Origin of the sequence: Streptomyces sp. NPDC088553 (genome assembly GCF_044752965.1) — a bacterium.
Lineage (GTDB): Bacteria > Actinomycetota > Actinomycetes > Streptomycetales > Streptomycetaceae > Streptomyces.
The window spans coordinates 22469-40750 of sequence record NZ_JBIVMG010000015.1; the positions used below are offsets into that span (position 1 = coordinate 22469).

Here is an 18282-nt window from a genome sequence, read left to right on the forward strand (position 1 = left end):
GTGAACTGAACACGCGAAGGGGCCGCCACCCGGATGCCGGGCGGCGGCCCCTTCCCGTACCCCCGCGCCACTCAGGGAGTGCGGTACTCCTGCATGTCCTGCTGGATCTGCTGCTGGATCCCCGGGATCATCCGATGGAGCAGCTCGGGGTTACGCAGCTGCTCGACGCCATAGGCGTCGGCCACCAGCCGCTCGAGCTCCTGCGTCTCCGGGAAGCGGTCGTTCTCCACGGCGTACGCCCAGGTCTGCTTGTAGACGACCTCGCGGAACTCCTCGACCTCCTGCGGCTCCGGCTGCTCCTCCACGTACTCCGGGTACTCGACGAACTCCTCCGGCCCCGACGGGGGAACGTCCTCCGGGCCGAGCGGCACCGGCACCGGGATCGGCTCCAGACCATCGACGATCTGAGGGTTGTACGAGCCCTGATAGCCGTCCGGCCGCGCCTGGCCCGCGAACCAAGGGCTGCCCTCGGGATCCTCCGCCGCATCGGGAAGCGGCTGCGGCGCGGGCGCAAGCTGCACCGGCGGCTGAGGCTGCTGGGTCGACTGAAGCGGCTGCGGCGGCTGAGGCAACAACGCCGACGCGCCCTGCGGCTGCGCGGGCAGCACAGCCGGCTCGATACCCGCCGCCGCGAGACCCGCCGCCGCCGTCTCCGCGAGCGGCACCCCGTACCGCGCCAGACGCAGCGGCATCAACGCCTCCACCGGCGCCTTACGGCGCCAGCTCCGGCCGAAACGGGCCTGAAGACGCGCCTGGTAGATCAGCCGCTCCTGCTCCAGCTTGATCACCTGCTCGTACGAGCGCAGCTCCCACAGCTTCATCCGGCGCCACAACCGGAACGTCGGCACCGGCGACAACAGCCAACGGGTCAGCCGCACGCCCTCCATGTGCTTGTCCGCGGTGATGTCCGCGATCCGGCCCACCGCGTGCCGCGCGGCCTCGACAGCCACCACGAACAGAATCGGGATCACCGCGTGCATCCCGACACCCAGCGGGTCGGGCCAGGCGGCCGCGCCGTTGAACGCGATCGTCGCCGCCGTCAGCACCCACGCGGTCTGCCGCAGCAGCGGGAACGGGATCCGCAGCCACGTCAGCAGCAGATCCAGCGCCAGCAGCACACAGATGCCCGCGTCGATGCCGATCGGGAAGAAGTACGAGAAGGTGCCGAAGCCCTTCTGCACCGCGAGCTCGCGCACGGCCGCGTACGAACCCGCGAAACCGATCCCCGCGATGATCAGCGCACCGGCGATGACGAGGCCGATGAGTATCCGGTGTGTGCGTGTCAGCTGCATCGCGGCCACCCGCGATCCCCTCCCCGTCAATCGACATCTCGCGCGCACAGACTGGCACATGTGCGCGAAGCCCGGCCCCCGGGGGAGGGACGGGCTCCGCATCGACCAGCCACTCTGCGTCGGTTTGCGACTAGTTGTCGGCCTTCACCCGCGCCTACTTGTTCGCAGCGGCGACCGCGGCCACGGCCTCCTTGGCCGCCGCCACCGCACCATCCATGATCGTCTTGTCCGACGGCGTCACCGCACCCGCGTACCCCGCGCCGTTGTACGACAGCAGCACCAGCACATTGCCCGTACGCGCCACGATCGAGCCGTAGACGAAATCCTCGTTCGTCTTGCGCAACTGATACGCGACGGACTTCGCCTCGTCGCCGATACCCGTCGCCGTCGTCGTACGCAGCTTCGCCGCGCCCGGGGTCTCCTCGATCTTGGCGAGCTCCTTCGCCAGATTCTCCTGCGCCCGCTCCTGACCGCTGCCGAGCGCCGCGTCCGACTCGTACCGATAGAACGACACGTCGAGCCAGCGGTACTGCGAACCCTTCACGCCCTTGTCGTCCAGACCGTTCCACGAGCAGCCGCTACGGCTCCCGAGATCGCTGGAGACCGCCGGCGTACCGTTCTTGGTCTTCGCCTTCGGCACCAGCGCCGACGTCGTCCTCGCGGTGATCGCCTTGCACGCCTCCGGCAGCTTCCCGAACCTCGCCGGCTCGACCGCCTTCGTCGTCTGCGACGGCGACGGGGTCGCGGAGGCCGACGACGCCGCCTTGTCCTTCGAACCCGTCGCCCCCGAACCACTGTCGCCGGAGTCCGAGGAGCAGCCTGCGACGACGAGCATCACCGGGACGGCGGCGCAGGCGAGAATGCGGGTGAGTCGCGGGGCTGTTCGCTGCATGGTTCCTTCAGTCGCTTGTCGTACGATCCGGCCGGTACGCCGACACGTTACGTGGTGTCCGTCCCCTCACGGAGCGGATGCGAGCGGCTACTCCTCCAGGCGCTCGGCGAGCAACCGAGCCAGGTTCCGGGCCTTTTCCTGCAGCTCCGTGCTGTCGGGGGCCTCGGCCGAACCGGTCGTCTGCTCCCGGTAGGACACGGTCACGATGACGTTCGATGTGCGGAACACCACGCTGACGGCACGCTGATGACCGTCCGCGCCCACCGTGCTCAGGGCGTCGTCGAGGTACGCGGCGTTCCCGAGGCCTTCGAGGACACGAGGTTCGAGGCCCGTGGGGGACGGGTTCGAGGGGGTGGCCCCGGACGGGGGCACGGTGCCCCCGGCGGGAGGCTTGCCCGACGGAGCGTCGGCGGCGTCACCGGGCTTGGGCGCACCCGCCGTCGCGGCCGACGGCGGGGTCGTGCCCTGCGTCGCGCCCGGGGGCCGGCCGCTCGCCGTGGGGCTGCCGGGCGTCGCCGGGGCCGAGGGCGTCGTCGTCGTCGCCGACGGCGCGGTGGTCGGGGGCGCGGTCGGGGGCAATGGGATGCCCGCCGCGAGCTGCTTGCGGACGTACACCTCCTGCGCCCGGTCGTCGTCGCTGACGGCGGTGTCGTACGAGACCACCCGCTCGATGTCGAGCACCAGCCGGTGCGAGATGTCCGGGGTGTCCGCCTTCCAGGTGCAGCCGACCCGCCGATCGGTGTCGTACGTCACGGACGCGACGCCGCGGTACGCCTTGTCGCGCTCGGCGTCCGCGAGGGCCGCGGCGCCCGGGAGCAGGTCCTTGAGCGTCGCCTGCGGGACGGCGCCGCAGGGCTCGAAGAGCGTGCGGTAGCGGCCCGGGGGCGCGACGGGCGCGACGGGGCCGGCCTTGGCGTCGACGGCGATGTCGTCGGCCGGGGTGCCGGACGAGCAGCCCGTGAGGCCGATTCCGAGGCCGAGGCCGAGTGTGAGGACGACGGCGGTACGAGCCGTGGACCCGGTGCGGCCGGGGGTGTACCTCTTTCGCTGCACGCTCCCAGGCTCCCTTCTCCCAAGGTCTTTCCCGAAAACTGTTTGCCGCGCGAACCCGGCCGATGGACACAATGTCTATCGCACACGCAGCTGTTGATGCCGGTCCGCTGTCACCTGTACGGGCTTTGGCTCCGGTTTTTGCGTTATCAGACTTTTCGGGGGAATCGAGGGAGTATGTCGTACGTAGAGGTACCTGGGGCGAAAGTACCCATCCGCATGTGGGCCGACCCCGCCACGGTGGAGGGCGGTGCCATGCAACAGCTGCAGAACGTGGCGACGCTGCCGTGGATCAAGGGCCTCGCCGTGATGCCGGACGTGCACTACGGCAAGGGTGCGACGGTCGGTTCGGTGATCGCGATGCAGGGTGCGGTCTGTCCCGCGGCGGTCGGTGTGGACATCGGCTGCGGCATGTCGGCGGTCAAGACCTCGCTGACGGCGAACGACCTGCCGGGTGACCTGTCGAGGCTCCGCTCGAAGATCGAGCAGGCGATTCCGGTGGGCCGGGGTCTGCACCGGTCGGAGGTCGACCCGGGGCGGCTCTACCAGTTCCCGACGTCGGGCTGGCACGACTTCTGGTCGCGGTTCGACGGGGTGGCGGACGCGGTCAAGTTCCGCCAGGAACGGGCGCGGCAGCAGATGGGGACGCTCGGGGGCGGAAACCACTTCATCGAGTTCTGTCTCGACGAGTCGGGCGCGGTCTGGCTGATGCTGCACTCCGGGTCCCGGAACATCGGCAAGGAGCTTGCCGAGCACCACATCGGCGAGGCGCAGAAGCTGCCGCACAACCAGGGGCTCGTCGATCGTGACCTGGCGGTCTTCGTCGCGGAGACCCCTCAGATGGCGTCCTACCGGAACGACCTGTTCTGGGCCCAGGAGTACGCGAAGTACAACCGCGCGATCATGATGGCCCTCTTCCAGGAGGTCGTCCGCCGGGAGTTCCGCAAGGCCCGGGTGACCTTCGACCAGGTGATCTCCTGCCACCACAACTACGTGGCGGAGGAGCGGTACGACGGCATGGACCTGCTGGTCACGCGGAAGGGCGCGATCCGGGCCGGCTCCGGGGAGTTCGGGATCATCCCGGGTTCGATGGGCACGGGTTCGTACATCGTGAAGGGCCTGGGGAACGCGTCGTCGTTCAACTCCGCCTCGCACGGCGCGGGCCGGAAGATGAGCCGGAGCGCGGCGAAGCGGCGCTTCTCGACGCAGGACCTGGAGGAGCAGACGCGGGGTGTGGAGTGCCGCAAGGACTCCGGCGTCGTGGACGAGATCCCGGGTGCGTACAAGTCGATCGAGAAGGTCATCGACCAGCAGCGGGACCTGGTGGAGGTCGTCGCCAAACTGAAGCAGGTCATCTGCGTGAAGGGCTGAGCCGTTCCCGCACGGGGGCGCGAGCAGCGGGAGCGGATAAGCAGGGGGAGTCAGCGGGAGGGGCCGGCGCGGTGCGCCGGCCTCTCCCGTCCGTCAGCCCGGTCCGCTCGAACCGTTCGGTCGGCTCAGAGCTCGCGGTGGACCTTGGTGTTGGAGGCCTGGGCGCGGGGGCGGACGACCAGGAGGTCGATGTTGACGTGCGGGGGGCGGGTGCAGGCCCAGGTGATGGTGTCGGCGACGTCGTCGGCGGTGAGGGGTTCGGCCACGCCGGCGTAGACCTTGGCGGCCTTCTCGGTGTCGCCGCGGAAGCGGGTGGTGGCGAACTCGTCCGTCTTGACCATGCCGGGGGCGATCTCGATGACGCGGACGGGGGTCCCGACGATCTCCAGGCGGAGGGTCTCGGCGAGGACGCGGGCTCCGTTCTTCGCGACGACGTAGCCGGCGCCGCCCTCGTAGGTGGAGTGGCCGGCGGTCGAGGAGAGGACGACGACCGTGCCGTCGCCGCTCGCGGTGAGGGCGGGGAGCAGGGCCTGGGTCATGTTGAGCGTGCCGATGACGTTGACCTCGTACATCTGGCGCCAGTCGGCCGGGTCGCCGGTGGCGACGGGGTCGGCGCCGAGGGCGCCGCCGGCGTTGTTGACCAGGACGGCGAGGGTCTGGAAGGCCGTGGCGAACTCGTCGACGGCGGTGCGGTCGGTGACGTCGAGGGCGTAGGCGGTGGCCTGGTGGCCGGCCTTGTTGATCTCGGCGGCCAGTTCTTCGATGCGGTCCTTGCGGCGGGCGGTGAGGACCACGCGGTAGCCGGCGGCGGCGAGCTGCCTGGCCGTGGCGGCGCCGATTCCGCTGCTCGCTCCGGTGATGACGGCGATGGGGGTACCGGGGGCAGTCATGACGTCGTGCTCCTCGCGCAGGTGGTCGATTACGTCGATCGCCCGGCCAGGATAGGCGGCGTCGATCTCGGGGGCGTGGTGAGTGTGAGGGCCGGTCCGTTCGGGGAGACACGCTGACTGATGGATTATCAGGAGATCTGATGGTCTGTGGGTATTTTGTGGCTATGTGTGGATTGCGGAAGGCTGTGCTCGGGGTCGCTCTCGCGGCCGCGGTGGTGATGGGCGCCGGTGCGAGTGCCGGTGCGGTGGGGCCGGTGGGGCCCGAGGCGGATCTGTCCCATCACGGTCATGCCTCCCTGTGGGGCGGGCGGGTCGGGGTCTGGCTGGTCAGTGAGAACTTCGGTCCCGCCGATCTCGCGCAGGCGACGGTCCGGATCGCGTTCTCCGTGCCGATGGCGGGTGGGCAGGAGCTGCCGGAGGCCTGTCTGTGGAGCAGCGACCGGGTGGTCTCCTGTCGGACGGGCGAGCTGCCGGCCGCGGGGGGTGCCGGTGAGCTGGCGCTCGGTCTGCGGACCGTGGGCCTTCCGGACGAGTTGACCGTGGACATCACCACCGCCTGGCGGGACGGGGTGGCCGACCGGAATCCGCGGAACGACCGGCATCGGGTTCTGGTGCTCGCCACCGGCGATCCTTACGTCTTCTGAAGGGTTCGGTCGCTCGTCCAGTGGACGTAGCCGTCGGGGCGGACCAGTACCGCGGTCCTTCGTGTCGGGTCCGTCCAGGTGGCGTGGATGAGGTGCTCGGGGGAGACCGGGGCGGTTCCGGGCAGGGTCGGGAGTCCGCCCTCCGGGGTGATCAGTACGAACTCGCCCGCTCGTAGCAGTTCGTAGAGACGGCCTTCGCGCAGTCGTACGTCCGGTGCGCGGCGGCCCGCGGGGCGCTGGGAGCCGGCCGGGGGCGCGTAGGCGATGCCGAGTCCGCTGATCATGCTCATGGCGCGGGTGGAGGCGGGCCGTACCGCGCTCAGGATTCGGGCGGTGAGGGAGCGGGCGGCTCGGGTGAGGGGGGTGTGGGCCATCGCGAGACGTACGAGGGCGCCGCTGGTGCGGAGCACGGTGGCGCCGACGGGGTGGCGCTCGGACTGGTAGCTGTCGAGGAGGGCTTCGGGGGTGGGTGTGTCGCCGCGCAGGACGGCGGTGAGCTTCCAGGAGAGGTTGGCGGCGTCCTGGAGGCCGGTGTTCATGCCCTGGCCGCCGGCGGGGGAGTGGACGTGGGCGGCGTCGCCGGCGAGGAAGACCCGGCCCACGCGGTACGAGGGGACCTGGCGCTCGTCGCTGTGGAAGCGGGAGATCCAGCGGGGGTCGTGCATGCCGAGGTCGGTGCCGAGGGCGCGGCGGGTGATCTCGCGGACCTCGTCCAGGTCGACGGGTTCGGTGTCGGGGACCTGCCTTGTGCGGCTCCAGCCCATCACCCGGTACCAGCCGTCGCCGAAGGGGGCGAGGAAGGCGAAGGTGTCGCCGGAGCCGCTGACGCTGAACGCGTCGGCGGGCTCCTGCGTGAGGCGGACGTCGGCGAGGACGAGGGAGCGGATCACGGAGCCGCCGGGGAAGGGCAGGCCCAGGGCGGTGCGGACGGCGCTGCGGACGCCGTCCGTGCCGACCAGGTGGCGTGCGGTGAGGGTGAGCGGGGCTCCGTCGGGGTCGGTGAACTCCGCCGTGACCGTGTCGGCGTCCTGGCGCAGTCCGCGCAGCTCCGTGTCGTAGCGGAAGGTGACTCCGGCGGCCACCGCCCGGCGCTCCAGGAGGCGCTCGACCTCGTACTGCGGGGTGACGAGCAGGTGGTTGAAGCGGCTGGGCAGCCGGGTGAGGTCGAGGTCCAGCCGGCCGAAGAGCCGTGCGGTGCCGAGGGTGGTGCCGGTGGCGACGAGCTCGTCCGCGAGGCCGCGGGCGTCGAGCTGCTCCAGGGTGCGGGCGTGGACGCCGAAGGCGCGGGTCATGTTGGCGAGGCCGTGCGGGCGGCGCTCGACGAGGGTGACGTCGACGCCGGCGGTGGCGAGGTCTCCGGCGAGGAGCAGGCCGGTGGGGCCGGCGCCGATGACGAGGACCTGGGTGTCCGTCGGGTCGGTGGTCCGGCTGGGCTGGGTGGTTTTCGGTGTCTCCGCGGTGCTCATGGCTGCCTCCGGGGTGCCCGCGGCCGTTTGCCAACGGCCGTTGGTCAACGCTTGTTGGCAACTGTAGGGGCGGCTTTGATGGAATGTCAACGCCCGTTGGCCTACAGTTGTTGGTATGACGACCGCCCGCCGTTCCGACGCCACCAGAGCCGCGATCCTGGAGGCCGCCCGCGAGCGCTTCGCCTCCGACGGATACGACCGCGCCACCATCCGGGCCATCGCCCGCGACGCCGGGATCGATCCGTCGATGGTCATGCGCTACTACGGCAACAAGGAGGGCCTGTTCGCCGCCGCCTCGGAGATCGAGCTGGACCTGCCCGAGCTGGGCGGTCTGCCCGCGCGGCACATCGGGGCCGTCCTGGTCACCCACTTCCTGGAGCGCTGGGAGCGGGACGACGTCCTCACCGGGCTCCTGCGGGTGGGGGTCACCAACGAGGCCGGGGCGGAGCGGATGCGGGCGATCTTCGCCCAGCAGCTCGGGCCCGTCACCCGGGGTGTCTGCCCCGACCCGGCGGAGGCGCCGCAGCGGGCGGCGCTCGTCGCGTCCCAGATCCTCGGCATGGCGCTCACCCGCTATGTGCTGCGGCTTCCGCCGGTCGCCGAGATGACGCCCGAGGAGATCGTGGCCTGGCTGGGCCCGACCGTGCAGCGCTATCTGACCGCTGAGGCGCCCTGAGGGCGGCCGGGGTGTGCCGGTGCGATCGTGCACCCCGTGCGGGCCGGTGCCTGGTCCGTACAATCTCTGCATGACGCAGAAGAGTTCAGGGCGGCGCGAGACGCTGATGGCGGAGCTGTACGGGGAGGCCCGCCGCTACATGGCGGCGTACGCCCTGTTCAATCAGGCCGTCGCCGACCATCTGGGGCTCCACCCGACCGATGTGCAGTGCCTGAACCTGCTCAGCCTGGAGGAGGCCCCGGTGACCACCGGGCGGGTCGCCGAGCTGACCGGGCTCACCACCGGCTCCGCGACCCGACTCGTCGACCGCCTGGAGCGGTCCGGCTACGTCACACGCGAACGGGACACCGAGGACCGGCGCCGGGTCCTGGTGGCCCTCGTGCCCGAGCGCATCGCCGAACTGGGCGCCCTGTGGCGCAAGCTCAACAGCACGTGGGGCACGATGTTCGACGTCTACAGCGACGCCGAACTCGCCCTGCTCATCGCCCATATGCGGCGCACCGTCGAGATCAGCGCCGCGCAGATCGAGCGGCTGCGCGGCGGCGGCCTGGACCGACCGTAGTAGGTGCGACCGAGCTCCGGAGCTCAGCCGGCCGTCGCGCCGCCGAACTCGCGCACCGCGTCGGAGACGATCGCCTCCAGGCGGGCGTGGTGGGCGCCGCGCCAGTAGACCCGGCCGCACTCCACGCACTCGGCGAACACGTCGTACGACTTCTCCGTGCCCTGCTCCAGGCGCTCGCGCACCGTGTCCTTGTCGGCGTCGCTCAGCCGCCCGTTGCACGCCGTGCACCGCGTCCAGGGCGCGAGCGGTGGCGCGAAGCGCTCCAGGACGTCGCGGAGCTGGTCGTCCGGGCGGTCGCTGTAGATGTAGGCCCCCGCCCACAGTTCGCGGCGGCGGAGCAGGCCGCGGTCCCGGGAGAGCATGACGCGCCGCTCGCGCGCGGAGAGCGTGGCCAGGGCCGGGTCGCCGATGTCCTCGCTCTCGTACGCCGCGTCCACCCCGAGCAGCCGAAGCCGCCGGGCCAGCGTGCCGAGGTGCACGTCGAGCAGGAACCGGAGCGGCGCGCCCGGGCGTACCGGTTGAGGGCGGGCGACGCCCTCCACCTCGACCGTCTCGCCCGCCGCGGGGACGTAGGAGACGTCGACGGGCCGTCCGTCGACCAGAAGCCGGCCGGCTTCGGTGAGCGGTACGCCGAGGGACTCCACGACGTGGCCGAGTGAGGAGGCACCGTCGGTGGTCACGGGGGTGCGGCCCGAGCGCCGGTCGGCTGAGACGAAGAGCCCCAGGTCGGGGGCGAAGCTGATGTGGATCTCCGGTCCGTTCACGGGGACAGGATGGCACCGGGGCGGGACGGGCTGCCAGGCAATTCGGCGCCGTCAGGGGCGGAAGTCCTCCTCGTGGTCGGCGGCCCAGGCGGCGAAGGTGCGGGCGGGCCGGCCGGTGAGTTCCTCGACCGTGCGGGTCAGCGGTGCCGGCCGGCCGTCGTGCGCGGCCCAGTAGGAGAGCAGGGCGTCGGCGAAGAGCTCCGGCATGAAGCCGGTGACCGACTCCTTCCACTCCTCGGGGGTCACGACGGTGTGGGGTGCGGGCCGTCCGGTCACCTCGGCGAGTATGGCCAGCTGCTCGACGAAGGTCAGTGACTCGGGGCCCGTCAGGAGGTACGAGGAGCCGCGCAGCCGGGGCTCGGTGAGGACCGCGAAGGCCGCCTCGGCGACATCGCGCTCATGGATCGGGTCGCCGCACGCGTGCGGGTGGGGGAGGGCGGGCCCCCGCCCTGCCTTGAGGGCCCGGGCCCACTGCAGGGCGTTGGTGGCGAAGGCGCCCGGCTGGAGGTGGGTGGCCTCGAAGGCCCCGGCGTCCGCGGCGGCGGAGAGGGCGCGCTCGGCGGCGAGGTGGGAGGCGGCGATCGGGTTCCCGGCGGCGTCCGGGGCGAGGACGGAGCTGGAGGAGAGCAGGACGACGTGCTCGACGCCGGCGGCGCGGGCCCGGTCGGCGAAGGCCTCGGCGTGGGTGGCCTCGGCGTACAGGAAGACGGAGTCGACGCCGTTCAGGGCGGTGTCGAAGGTGGCCGGGTCGCTGAGATCGCAGCGCACGGTGTCGACGCCGGGCGGTGGTGAGAGGTCCGTGGGGTTCTTGGAGGCGGCTTTCGCCTTGATGCCGGCGGCGTCGAGAAGGCCGAGCAGGGTGGAGGCGACGCGGCCGCGGCTGCCGGTGACGAGAACGGTCATGGGAGTTCCTTCCGGAGAGGTGACCTATTTCCTTCGTGACGCATCATCTGCGTCACGCAGATAAATATCCAGCCCCGTGCCGCGTCCGTCAACCCGGATAAAACCCTGAGGTACCGTCCTGGCATGAAGATCATCGACCTCGAGCCCGGCGACCCCCGGCTGGAGAACGACCTCCTGCCCGTCCTCTCCGAACTCCGCCCCCACCTCACCCCGGAGCTCTTCCGCGAGGTGTACGAGACCGGGCACTCCCAGGGCCTGCGCTTCAGCGCCGCCTACACCGAGGAGGGCCGCTGCGTCGGCGCGGCCGGCTGGCGGATCGTCATCAGCACCAGCTCCCTGCGCAAGCTCTACGTGGACGACCTCGTGACCGCCGCCGCCACCCGCTCCACCGGTGTCGGCCACGCGCTCATCGCCCACCTGGACGGCCACGCCCGCGCGGCCGGCTGCCACGAGCTCAACCTGGACTCCGGCACCCACCGCACCGGAGCCCACCGCTTCTACCTGCGTGAGCGCTTCGACATCACGGCCTTCAACTTCACCCGGCCGCTCACCGCACCGGACGACGCCTCCTAAACGCCCCTAGCGCGCTCCCCGGGCCGGCTCCTCCAGGTCGAGGCGCCAGTCGTGGCAGCGCATCGGGCGCCCCGGCGGGTACTCGAAGTCCCGCTCGCCGAGCAGCTCGAACCCGGCCTTGCGGCACACCGCGTTCGACGCGGCGTTCTCCGTCGACGGGAACGCGTGGAGGAAGCGATGGAGGCCCGCCGCCCGGGCCTCCTCGGTCACCGCGCGCGTGGCGGCGCTCGCCACGCCCCGGCCCTGGAAGCCCGGTAGCACGGCCCACCCGGTCTCGTACACCGGCTCGCCGTCGCCGGTCCGCACCCAGAAGCCGATGCTGCCGACCACGGCCTCCTCCGGCAGCAGCACGATCCGGTACATGCGCCCCGCCCCCGGTTCGTCGGCGCTCAGCTCCACGTACCGCCGGTGGCGCCGGACGAGCTGCTCCTCCGTCTCCGGGCCGCCGAGGTGATCCATCAACTCCGGTGCGTTCAGGGCGCGCAGCAGGCCTGCGTCGGCCTCGGACCAGGGTTCGAGCCGTACGGGCGAGGTGGTGTCGGTGTCCATCTCCGTACGGTAGGTCAGGGCGCTGACACGCCCCGGGCGTACGCCGTCGGCGGCACCCCGATCGTCGCGGTGAACTCCCGTACGAGATGGGCCTGGTCGCTGTAGCCCAGCTCCACCGCCAGGGCCGCCCAGTCCGGGCCGCCCGCCGCGCCCGCGGCCTCGGCGCGCTCCAGGGCCTCGTGGATGCGATAGCGCAGGATCACCCACTTAGGGCCGACGCCGACGTGGCTCGCGAAGAGGCGCTGGAGCGAACGCGCCGACAGACCGGTCGCCGCGACCAGCTGGGAGACCTTGCGGACCGTACGGTCCTCCCGGATCAGGTCCACCAGCTCCATGGCCCGGTCGGCGGCCGGATCGGGCGCGGGGCCGTGGGCGAGCAGGAAGGCGTCGAGGGCCGCCACGCGCGCGTGGTCGGTGCCGGGGGAGAGGACGGCGGACAGGACGCCGGCGTCCGTGCCCGCGTGACCCGCCTCGGCCTCCGTGCCCGTCCCGACGCGCCCGTCCGTGCCCGTGTCCGTGCCCGCGTCCGGGAAGACCTCTTCCAGGGGGACCCGGCGACCCGTCCAGGTCGACACCGGCCACGCGGGCGCGAAGGGGCGGAAGCCGCCGGGGCGGAACTGGACCCCGCAGACCCGGCCCGTCTCCGTCAGCTTCTGGGTGAACAGACCGAGCCCGATCCCGGAGACCTCGGCGGACGCGCGCGCGTCCGCCGCCGGGGCGCCGAGCGCCCCGTACCGCTGGAAGACGATGTTCATCGACGGGTGCGGGACGACATGGGTCGCGTACGGCTCCGGCAGCTCCCAGTCGATCAGCCAGTAGTGCTCCAGATAGGGCCGCAGCTCCGGCGCCGGGGCGTGGCGGCGGAAACGGACGCGGGAGAGCAGTTCGGCGGGGTCGACGATGCCGCGGGTGTCCTTGCGGGGAGCGGGGTCGGACATGCTCCGATGCTAGGCCGGGACGCGTTTCCGTCCTGGCGTGTTTCTTCAAGACGGGGGTGGGCAGCCTCTCCTAACGTCGCCCCCATGACGAACCAGGACCCGCTCCGCACCGGTGCCCCGCCCCGCATCGGTGCCCCGCCCCGCATCGGTGACCTGCTCCGCAGCGCGGCGGCGCAGGCCACGCCCTTGGTCAGGGGCATCGCCGACACGTCCCTCGGTGCGCCCACGCCCTGCGCCGAGTACGACGTGCGCGCCCTGCTGAACCATCTTCTCGGCGTCGTCGTGCACTTCCAGGCGCTCGCCGCCAAGCAGCCCGCCGATCTCTCCGCCACCACGGACTGGCTCGCCGACGCGGACTGGCGGGACCGCTTCGAGGCCGAGACCGGGAAGCTCGTCGAGGCCTGGTCGGCGCCCGGTGCCGAGGAGGGCACCACCGGGGGCATGGCGATGCCGGCGCGGACCGTCGGGTCCATGGTGCTGCTCGACCTCACCGTGCACGCCTGGGACCTGGCCCGCGCCACCGGGCAGGGCTTCACGCCCGACCCGGGCGTGGTCGACGGGCTCGTCGAGGAGGTGGAGCGGATGGCACCCATGGCCCGGAAGATGGGTGTCTTCGGGGAGGCCGTCGACCTGCCCGGTGATGCCACCGTCTTCGAGCGGCTGCTCGCGACGACGGGCCGCGATCCGCGCGGCTGGGGCGCCTGAGGTCCGAGGTACGAGGCCTGTGGCATGAGGCTCGCGGCCCGAGGCCTGTCTGCCGGTGGGTGACCGAGGACCCGGCGCTCAGCGCAGGCGGCCCGCCGAGCCCGGGGAGAGCCGCGAGACGACCTGGCCGAAGGCGTGCTCCTCCGCGGGCGTCAGCGGTATCGACTCCTGCGGATGCCAGACCCGCTCCAGCGGGCGCCGCGCCCGGTCGCGGCGGTCACGGGTGCGGGCGCGCAGACCGAGCGACAGCCACACCACCGTCGAGACGGCGAGCAGGCCGAAGAGCGTGATCACACGGGGATCGGAGAACTGGCCGGGCAACGACATGACTCACTCCAGGGCGTGAGGGCCGCCCGTCGCCGCGCGCCCCGGCAGGTGGCGCGCGGGCACGAAGGCCCGACGATTCCTACTGCTTCCTCCCGACCTGTTCAGTTAACACCACCCTGGGGGACTTTCGGCAGGGGGCCCGGGACCTTGGTCCCGGGCCCGGCCGTCCCGGTGGCCCGCGCAGCCGACAGGCCCTCTTGTGTGGGCCGGGGAACCGCTCCAAGGTGCTCGGAAGAGGCACATTTCCGGCCGGGGAGGGAGCAGCCGTATGTCCGGGACGCAGACATGGGGATTCACGGACGACAGAGGTACGGAGCTGGGGGCGGCCCGCGTGCCGCGGCGGGTGGTCGCGTACGTGCGGGCCGGGGCCGCCCTGTGCGACCTGGGCGTGACGCCGGTCGCGGTGTACGGCTCCGGGCACGACGGGGACGTCCTCGACCCGGCGAAGGAGGGCGGACTGACGGCGGCCGCGGTGACCTACCTCGGTCCGGGCCGGGTCCTCGACGAGGGGCTGCTGCGGGAGCTGCGGCCCGACGTGATCGTCGATGTCACCTACGACGGCAAGAGCCCCTATGCGCTCGACGAGGCCGTCGCCGAACGGCTCGGGGTGCCGCTCGTCGCGCTCTCCGTCGGCAACGAGCTCAGCCTGCCGGCCATCCTCGACCGATTCGGCGCGCTGGCGGTGAGCCTGGGGGCGGCGGCGGGCGACGGGACGGCCGCCGAGGGGTCCCCGGCCGATCTCCGGGCCGCCGAGGACGAGCTCCGGGAGGTCGCCGCGCGGACCGGGCTCGGGGTACTCGCCCTCTCCGGGGCCGGTCCCGACCAGGTGCACCTCGCCCGGCCGCTCGCCTGGCCCGAGCTGGCGAGGCTCGCCGAGCTCGGCGTCCGGCTCGTCGACCCGGGCCCGGGGCCCGGGGCCAACTGGCTCACCGGTGACTGGGACCGGGCCGCCGGGCTCCGGCCCGACCTGGTCCTCTTCGACAGCAGGGCGCACGCCACGGTGCCGGGCGAGGCCCTGTCCGGCGTCCGGTTCACGCCGTGGAACCCGGAGACCCCGCCCAGCCCGGCCGCGTACGCGCGCTTCTTCCGCACGCTGGCGGGGGCGCTCGCCGACTGAACCGACGCGGGGACGCGGGGGGCGGCCCCAGGCCGGCCGCGGTGGTCGACCCCAGGCCGGCGTGGTGGTCGACCCCTGGCCGGCGCGGCCGTCGATGTCAGGCCAGGGCGGGAGGCCGGCGCGGCCGTCGGCCCCGAGCCGGCGCGGCCGTCGCCCCCGGGCCGGCTCCGGCGTCGACCTCTGGCCGACGCGGCAATCAACCCCGGGCCGGCGCGGCCGTCGGCCTCAGGCCGGGGTCGCCGTCAGGCGGGTCCTGCGGAGCGAGTCGGCGAACTCCTCCGCGCGCGAGAGCTGGGCCCGCAGCTCGGCGACCCGTTCCGCGGCGGCCTGCTCGTAGCCGCGGACGCGGGCCACCAGCCCGGCCCGCTCGTCCGGGTCGAGCTCGGTGTCCGTGCCCGCGCGCTCGGCGGCCAGCAGGTCCACGGCCGTGAGGAGTTCGCGGGTCTCGTCGAGGGTGAAGCCGAGCGGCTTCATCCGGCGGACGACCATCAGCCGGGACACGTCCGCGTCCGTGTAGAGCGGGAAGCCGCCCGGCGAGGCCGCGGACGGCACGACCAGTCCGCTGTCCTCGTACTGCCGGATCGTGCGCAGGGACAGTTCGGTCCGTGCGGCGACCTCACCGATCTGCATGGGCTCGCCGGCCATCCGCATTCCTCGTACTCCGCTCACGCGTCAGGTCCTTCCTCGTACGGGGCTCCCACCGGGCGTACGGGGTCCCCACAGGGCGCGGCTTCCGCGCATTACATACCATTCGTCCTAACTTCAGCACTTATGAGAGCTGGAAGTGCGGCGAAACGCCTGCTCGTAGGTCGTCCGTTGGACAGCGGCCGGCTCGGGGAGACCCTGCTGCCGAAGCGGGTCGCCCTGCCGATCTTCTGCAGTGACCCGCTCTCCTCGGTCGCGTACGCCACCGAGGAGATCCTGCTGATCCTGGCCCTCGGCGGCCTCGCGGTGCTCCATCTGGCCTGGTACGCGGCGGTCGGCATCGTGATCCTGCTCCTGGTCGTCGTCGCCTCCTACCGGCAGACCTGTTACGCCTATCCGGGCGGCGGCGGGGCCTATGTCGTCTCCGCCGAGAACCTCGGGCAGACCGCCGCGCTCACCGCCGCCTCCGCGCTGCTGATCGACTACGTGATGACCGTCGCCGTCTCCGTCGTCTCCGGGGTCGCCGCGATCACCTCGGCCGTCCCCTCGCTCGACGGGCACGCCGTGGCCATGTCGGTGTTCTTCGTGGCCGTGCTGGCCTGGCTGAACCTGCGCGGAGTGCGCGAGTCGGGGCGCTGGTTCGCCGTCCCGACGTACGCCTTCATCGCGGTCATCTATCTGATGTTCGCGGTGGCCGCGGTGCGGATGGCGACCGGTGCGACGATCCGGGCCGAGTCCGCCGACCTGCCCGTCGAGGCGGTCTCCACCTACTCGGGGATCGCGCTCGTGCTGCTCGCGCTGCGCGCCTTCGCCTCCGGCTGTACCGCGCTGACCGGCGTCGAGGCCGTCAGCAACGGCGTACCGGCGTTCGCCAAGCCCAAGAGCCGCAACGCGGCGATGACGCTCGCGATCATGGGCGGGCTGTCGGTGACCATGTTCTTCGGGATCACCGTGCTCGCGATGGTCTACGAGGTCCATGTCGCCGAGGACCCCACCGAACTCGGGCTCCCGCCCGGCACCCCGACGTCCACCGCGCTCGCGCAGATCGGACGGGCCACCTTCGGCGACTGGCACATCCTCTTCTACGCGCTCCAGGCCGTCACCGCGGGCGTCCTGATCCTGGCGGCCAACACCGCCTTCAACGGCTTCCCGATGCTGGCCTCCGTCCTGGGCCGCGACCGCTACGCGCCCCGCCAGCTCTTCCACCGCGGCGACCGGCTCGTCTACTCCAACGGCATCGTCCTCCTCGCGCTCGCCGCGATCCTCCTCATCGTCGCCTTCGACGCGCAGCTGACCCGCCTCATCCAGCTGTACATCCTCGGCGTCTTCGTCTCCTTCACCCTTTCCCAGGCCGGCATGGTCAAGCACTGGCGGCGAGAACTCGCCACGCCCGCGGGCGCCGCCGACCGTCACAACATCCACCGCCGTCTCGCGATCAACGCCTTCGGCGCCTGTCTGACGGCGGTCGTCCTCGTCATCGTCCTCATCACCAAGTTCACCCACGGCGCGTGGCTCGTCGTCATCGCGATGCCGGTGCTCTTCGCCGGGATGAAGGGGGTGCGGCGGCACTACGACGCCGTCGCCGCCGAGGTGGCCGTCGCCCCCGGGCAGCGGCCCCACGCCGTCGCCGAGAACCACGTCCTCGTCCTGGTGGCCTCGGTCAACGCGCCCAGTCTCCGGGCCCTGTCCTACGCGAAGACCCTGCGCCCCACCTCGCTCACGGCGGTCACGGTCGCCGAGGACCCGGCCGAGGCGGAGGTGCTCCGCGCGACCTGGGAGGCCCACGGCATCGACGTACCGCTGCGGGTGCTCGGCTCCCCGTACCGCTCGATCGTCCAGCCGGTCCTGCGGCACGTCAGGGAGGCGCCCGAGCGGACGGGGGACGCGGTGATCTCGGTGGTCATCCCCGAGTACGTGGTGGGCCACTGGTGGGAGCAGCCGCTCCACAACCAGAGCGCGCTGCGCCTCAAGACCCGGCTGCTGTTCATGAAGAACGTCGTCGTCATCGACGTGCCGTACCGGCTCGCCTCCGCCCGCGAGCTGGCCGCCGAGCGCGCGAAGGCGGCGGACGCCGCGAGAGCGGCCGAGGACCGGACCGGCCCCGGCCGCAGCTGATCGGACCTGATCCGTCCGTGCGCGTCCCGTACCCGATCGCGGGGCCGGTCCCTACGGCCACACCGACGCGGGGCCGGTCCCTACGGCCACACCAAGCAGTACGGCTGGTGGCCCGCCTCGTGGAGGCGGACCGAGAAGTCCTGCCACTCGTGGAGCAGCTGGTAGACGTCGAAGGCGTCGCGCGGGCCGCCGCGGTCCGGGACCGTGGACCAGATGAAGGCGGCGGCTCCGACCGACTCCTCGCCGATCGCGCGCAGCGGGTCGACCACGGTCATCGGCAGCTTCACCACCGCGTAGTCCGGGTGCAGGACGACCAGCTCGAGCGGCGGCACCTTGTTCAGGGGCATGCCCTGGATCCCGGTCAGGACCATGGCCGCTATGGTCTCCGGCTTGATCTTGGTGAACATGCCGCCCATGCCGAGCTCGTCACCGCCGAGCTCCTCCGGGCGCATCGAGATCGGGACGCGGGCCGCCGTGGCGCCGTCGGGCGCCCCGAAGTACTTGTACGTCACCCCCAACCGGCCACTCCCGCTCGCGCTTCCGTTGACCGGATCTCCCGGTGGGCCCGATGTGTCGGGGATGCCGGGAATGCCTGAAGTGCTCGGGGTTCCGGAGGCCGAGTCCTCGCTCCGCCGGCGCCGGTGCCTCCCCCGGCGGGCAGACTCCGGACCCAGATCGTCCGTCCCCTCGCCCGGTCCGCCACCGCGATGCATATCTCCACCCGACTGCTTTTTCTCGGCAACACGACCCCGCCGCGCAACCCGATCATCGTGTCAGTGACCTCCCCCGCGTTCGTACGGTGA

20 protein-coding genes are annotated in these 18282 nt (G+C 72.1%); 8 read left to right on the forward strand and 12 right to left on the reverse strand.

Features of this window, described 5'->3' with window-relative positions; all coding sequences use genetic code 11:
- Window positions 1–71: 71 nt before the first annotated feature.
- The 3 genes from ACIP8Z_RS35215 to ACIP8Z_RS35225 all read right to left on the reverse strand — a co-directional run bounded on the left by ACIP8Z_RS35215 (window position 72) and on the right by ACIP8Z_RS35225 (window position 3237).
- Complete coding sequence (locus ACIP8Z_RS35215) at window positions 72–1301, reverse strand: DUF2637 domain-containing protein (RefSeq protein WP_402090693.1); 1230 nt, start codon at window positions 1299–1301, stop codon at window positions 72–74.
- Between the two features lie 145 nt (window positions 1302–1446).
- Window positions 1447–2184: a DUF3558 domain-containing protein gene (locus tag ACIP8Z_RS35220; protein ID WP_402090695.1), complete on the reverse strand. Its 738-nt coding sequence runs from the start codon at window positions 2182–2184 to the stop codon at window positions 1447–1449.
- A gap of 87 nt (window positions 2185–2271) precedes the next feature.
- Window positions 2272–3237, reverse strand: a complete 966-nt coding sequence (locus ACIP8Z_RS35225) for a DUF3558 domain-containing protein (protein ID WP_402090696.1) — start codon at window positions 3235–3237, stop codon at window positions 2272–2274.
- 174 nt (window positions 3238–3411) lie between these two features.
- On the opposite strand from ACIP8Z_RS35225, the gene ACIP8Z_RS35230 reads away from it, so the two are divergent.
- On the forward strand, window positions 3412–4605 hold the full coding sequence (locus ACIP8Z_RS35230; RefSeq protein WP_402090698.1) for an RtcB family protein: 1194 nt from the start codon (window positions 3412–3414) through the stop codon (window positions 4603–4605).
- 125 nt (window positions 4606–4730) lie between these two features.
- Here ACIP8Z_RS35230 and ACIP8Z_RS35235 read toward each other — a convergent pair whose 3' ends face one another.
- Window positions 4731–5495 (reverse strand): SDR family NAD(P)-dependent oxidoreductase, encoded by a 765-nt coding sequence (locus tag ACIP8Z_RS35235; protein ID WP_402090699.1) that lies wholly within the window; start codon window positions 5493–5495, stop codon window positions 4731–4733.
- A gap of 185 nt (window positions 5496–5680) precedes the next feature.
- On the opposite strand from ACIP8Z_RS35235, the gene ACIP8Z_RS35240 reads away from it, so the two are divergent.
- Window positions 5681–6139, forward strand: a complete 459-nt coding sequence (locus ACIP8Z_RS35240) for a hypothetical protein (RefSeq protein WP_402090701.1) — start codon at window positions 5681–5683, stop codon at window positions 6137–6139.
- On the opposite strand, the gene ACIP8Z_RS35245 is transcribed toward ACIP8Z_RS35240, so the two are convergent.
- On the reverse strand, window positions 6127–7605 hold the full coding sequence (locus ACIP8Z_RS35245; protein ID WP_402090703.1) for an FAD-dependent monooxygenase: 1479 nt from the start codon (window positions 7603–7605) through the stop codon (window positions 6127–6129). The two genes, ACIP8Z_RS35240 and ACIP8Z_RS35245, sit on opposite strands and share 13 nt — an antisense overlap.
- Before the next feature lie 115 nt (window positions 7606–7720).
- Between ACIP8Z_RS35245 and ACIP8Z_RS35250 the strand changes: the two genes are divergently transcribed.
- Window positions 7721–8281 (forward strand): TetR family transcriptional regulator, encoded by a 561-nt coding sequence (locus tag ACIP8Z_RS35250; protein ID WP_402090705.1) that lies wholly within the window; start codon window positions 7721–7723, stop codon window positions 8279–8281.
- A gap of 70 nt (window positions 8282–8351) precedes the next feature.
- A complete protein-coding gene (locus ACIP8Z_RS35255) occupies window positions 8352–8843 on the forward strand; it encodes a MarR family winged helix-turn-helix transcriptional regulator (protein ID WP_402090707.1) in 492 nt (163 codons plus the stop codon).
- A 23-nt stretch (window positions 8844–8866) separates the two neighbouring features.
- Here ACIP8Z_RS35255 and ACIP8Z_RS35260 read toward each other — a convergent pair whose 3' ends face one another.
- Both ACIP8Z_RS35260 and ACIP8Z_RS35265 read right to left on the reverse strand, forming a co-directional pair.
- Complete coding sequence (locus tag ACIP8Z_RS35260; RefSeq protein ID WP_319319519.1) at window positions 8867–9607, reverse strand: Mut7-C RNAse domain-containing protein; 741 nt, start codon at window positions 9605–9607, stop codon at window positions 8867–8869.
- A gap of 51 nt (window positions 9608–9658) precedes the next feature.
- Complete coding sequence (locus ACIP8Z_RS35265; protein WP_402090709.1) at window positions 9659–10510, reverse strand: NAD(P)H-binding protein; 852 nt, start codon at window positions 10508–10510, stop codon at window positions 9659–9661.
- Window positions 10511–10633: 123 nt separating this feature from the next.
- On the opposite strand from ACIP8Z_RS35265, the gene ACIP8Z_RS35270 reads away from it, so the two are divergent.
- Window positions 10634–11083 (forward strand): GNAT family N-acetyltransferase, encoded by a 450-nt coding sequence (locus tag ACIP8Z_RS35270; protein WP_402090711.1) that lies wholly within the window; start codon window positions 10634–10636, stop codon window positions 11081–11083.
- 6 nt (window positions 11084–11089) lie between these two features.
- Here the strand turns inward: ACIP8Z_RS35270 and ACIP8Z_RS35275 are convergent, their stop codons facing one another.
- Together ACIP8Z_RS35275 and ACIP8Z_RS35280 are read right to left on the reverse strand one after the other, a co-directional pair.
- A complete protein-coding gene (locus ACIP8Z_RS35275; protein WP_402090712.1) occupies window positions 11090–11632 on the reverse strand; it encodes a GNAT family N-acetyltransferase in 543 nt (180 codons plus the stop codon).
- 14 nt (window positions 11633–11646) lie between these two features.
- Entirely contained in the window at window positions 11647–12570 is a 924-nt protein-coding gene (locus ACIP8Z_RS35280; protein WP_402090714.1) for a DUF6597 domain-containing transcriptional factor, read from the reverse strand.
- A gap of 84 nt (window positions 12571–12654) precedes the next feature.
- Here ACIP8Z_RS35280 and ACIP8Z_RS35285 point away from each other — a divergent pair, with 84 nt between their 5' ends.
- Window positions 12655–13275 (forward strand): TIGR03086 family metal-binding protein, encoded by a 621-nt coding sequence (locus ACIP8Z_RS35285; protein ID WP_402090716.1) that lies wholly within the window; start codon window positions 12655–12657, stop codon window positions 13273–13275.
- A 78-nt stretch (window positions 13276–13353) separates the two neighbouring features.
- Here the strand turns inward: ACIP8Z_RS35285 and ACIP8Z_RS35290 are convergent, their stop codons facing one another.
- On the reverse strand, window positions 13354–13602 hold the full coding sequence (locus ACIP8Z_RS35290) for a hypothetical protein (RefSeq protein ID WP_402090718.1): 249 nt from the start codon (window positions 13600–13602) through the stop codon (window positions 13354–13356).
- Window positions 13603–13870: 268 nt separating this feature from the next.
- Here ACIP8Z_RS35290 and ACIP8Z_RS35295 point away from each other — a divergent pair, with 268 nt between their 5' ends.
- Complete coding sequence (locus ACIP8Z_RS35295; RefSeq protein ID WP_402090720.1) at window positions 13871–14719, forward strand: ABC transporter substrate-binding protein; 849 nt, start codon at window positions 13871–13873, stop codon at window positions 14717–14719.
- A 225-nt stretch (window positions 14720–14944) separates the two neighbouring features.
- On the opposite strand, the gene ACIP8Z_RS35300 is transcribed toward ACIP8Z_RS35295, so the two are convergent.
- Entirely contained in the window at window positions 14945–15364 is a 420-nt protein-coding gene (locus tag ACIP8Z_RS35300; protein ID WP_402090911.1) for a MerR family transcriptional regulator, read from the reverse strand.
- Between the two features lie 126 nt (window positions 15365–15490).
- Between ACIP8Z_RS35300 and ACIP8Z_RS35305 the strand changes: the two genes are divergently transcribed.
- The gene (locus tag ACIP8Z_RS35305; protein WP_402090722.1) at window positions 15491–17479 is read left to right on the forward strand and encodes an APC family permease; all 1989 of its coding nucleotides are present in this window, start codon (window positions 15491–15493) and stop codon (window positions 17477–17479) included.
- Window positions 17480–17559: 80 nt separating this feature from the next.
- Here the strand turns inward: ACIP8Z_RS35305 and ACIP8Z_RS35310 are convergent, their stop codons facing one another.
- Window positions 17560–18192, reverse strand: a complete 633-nt coding sequence (locus ACIP8Z_RS35310) for a hypothetical protein (protein ID WP_402090724.1) — start codon at window positions 18190–18192, stop codon at window positions 17560–17562.
- Between the last annotated feature and the right edge of the window lie 90 nt (window positions 18193–18282).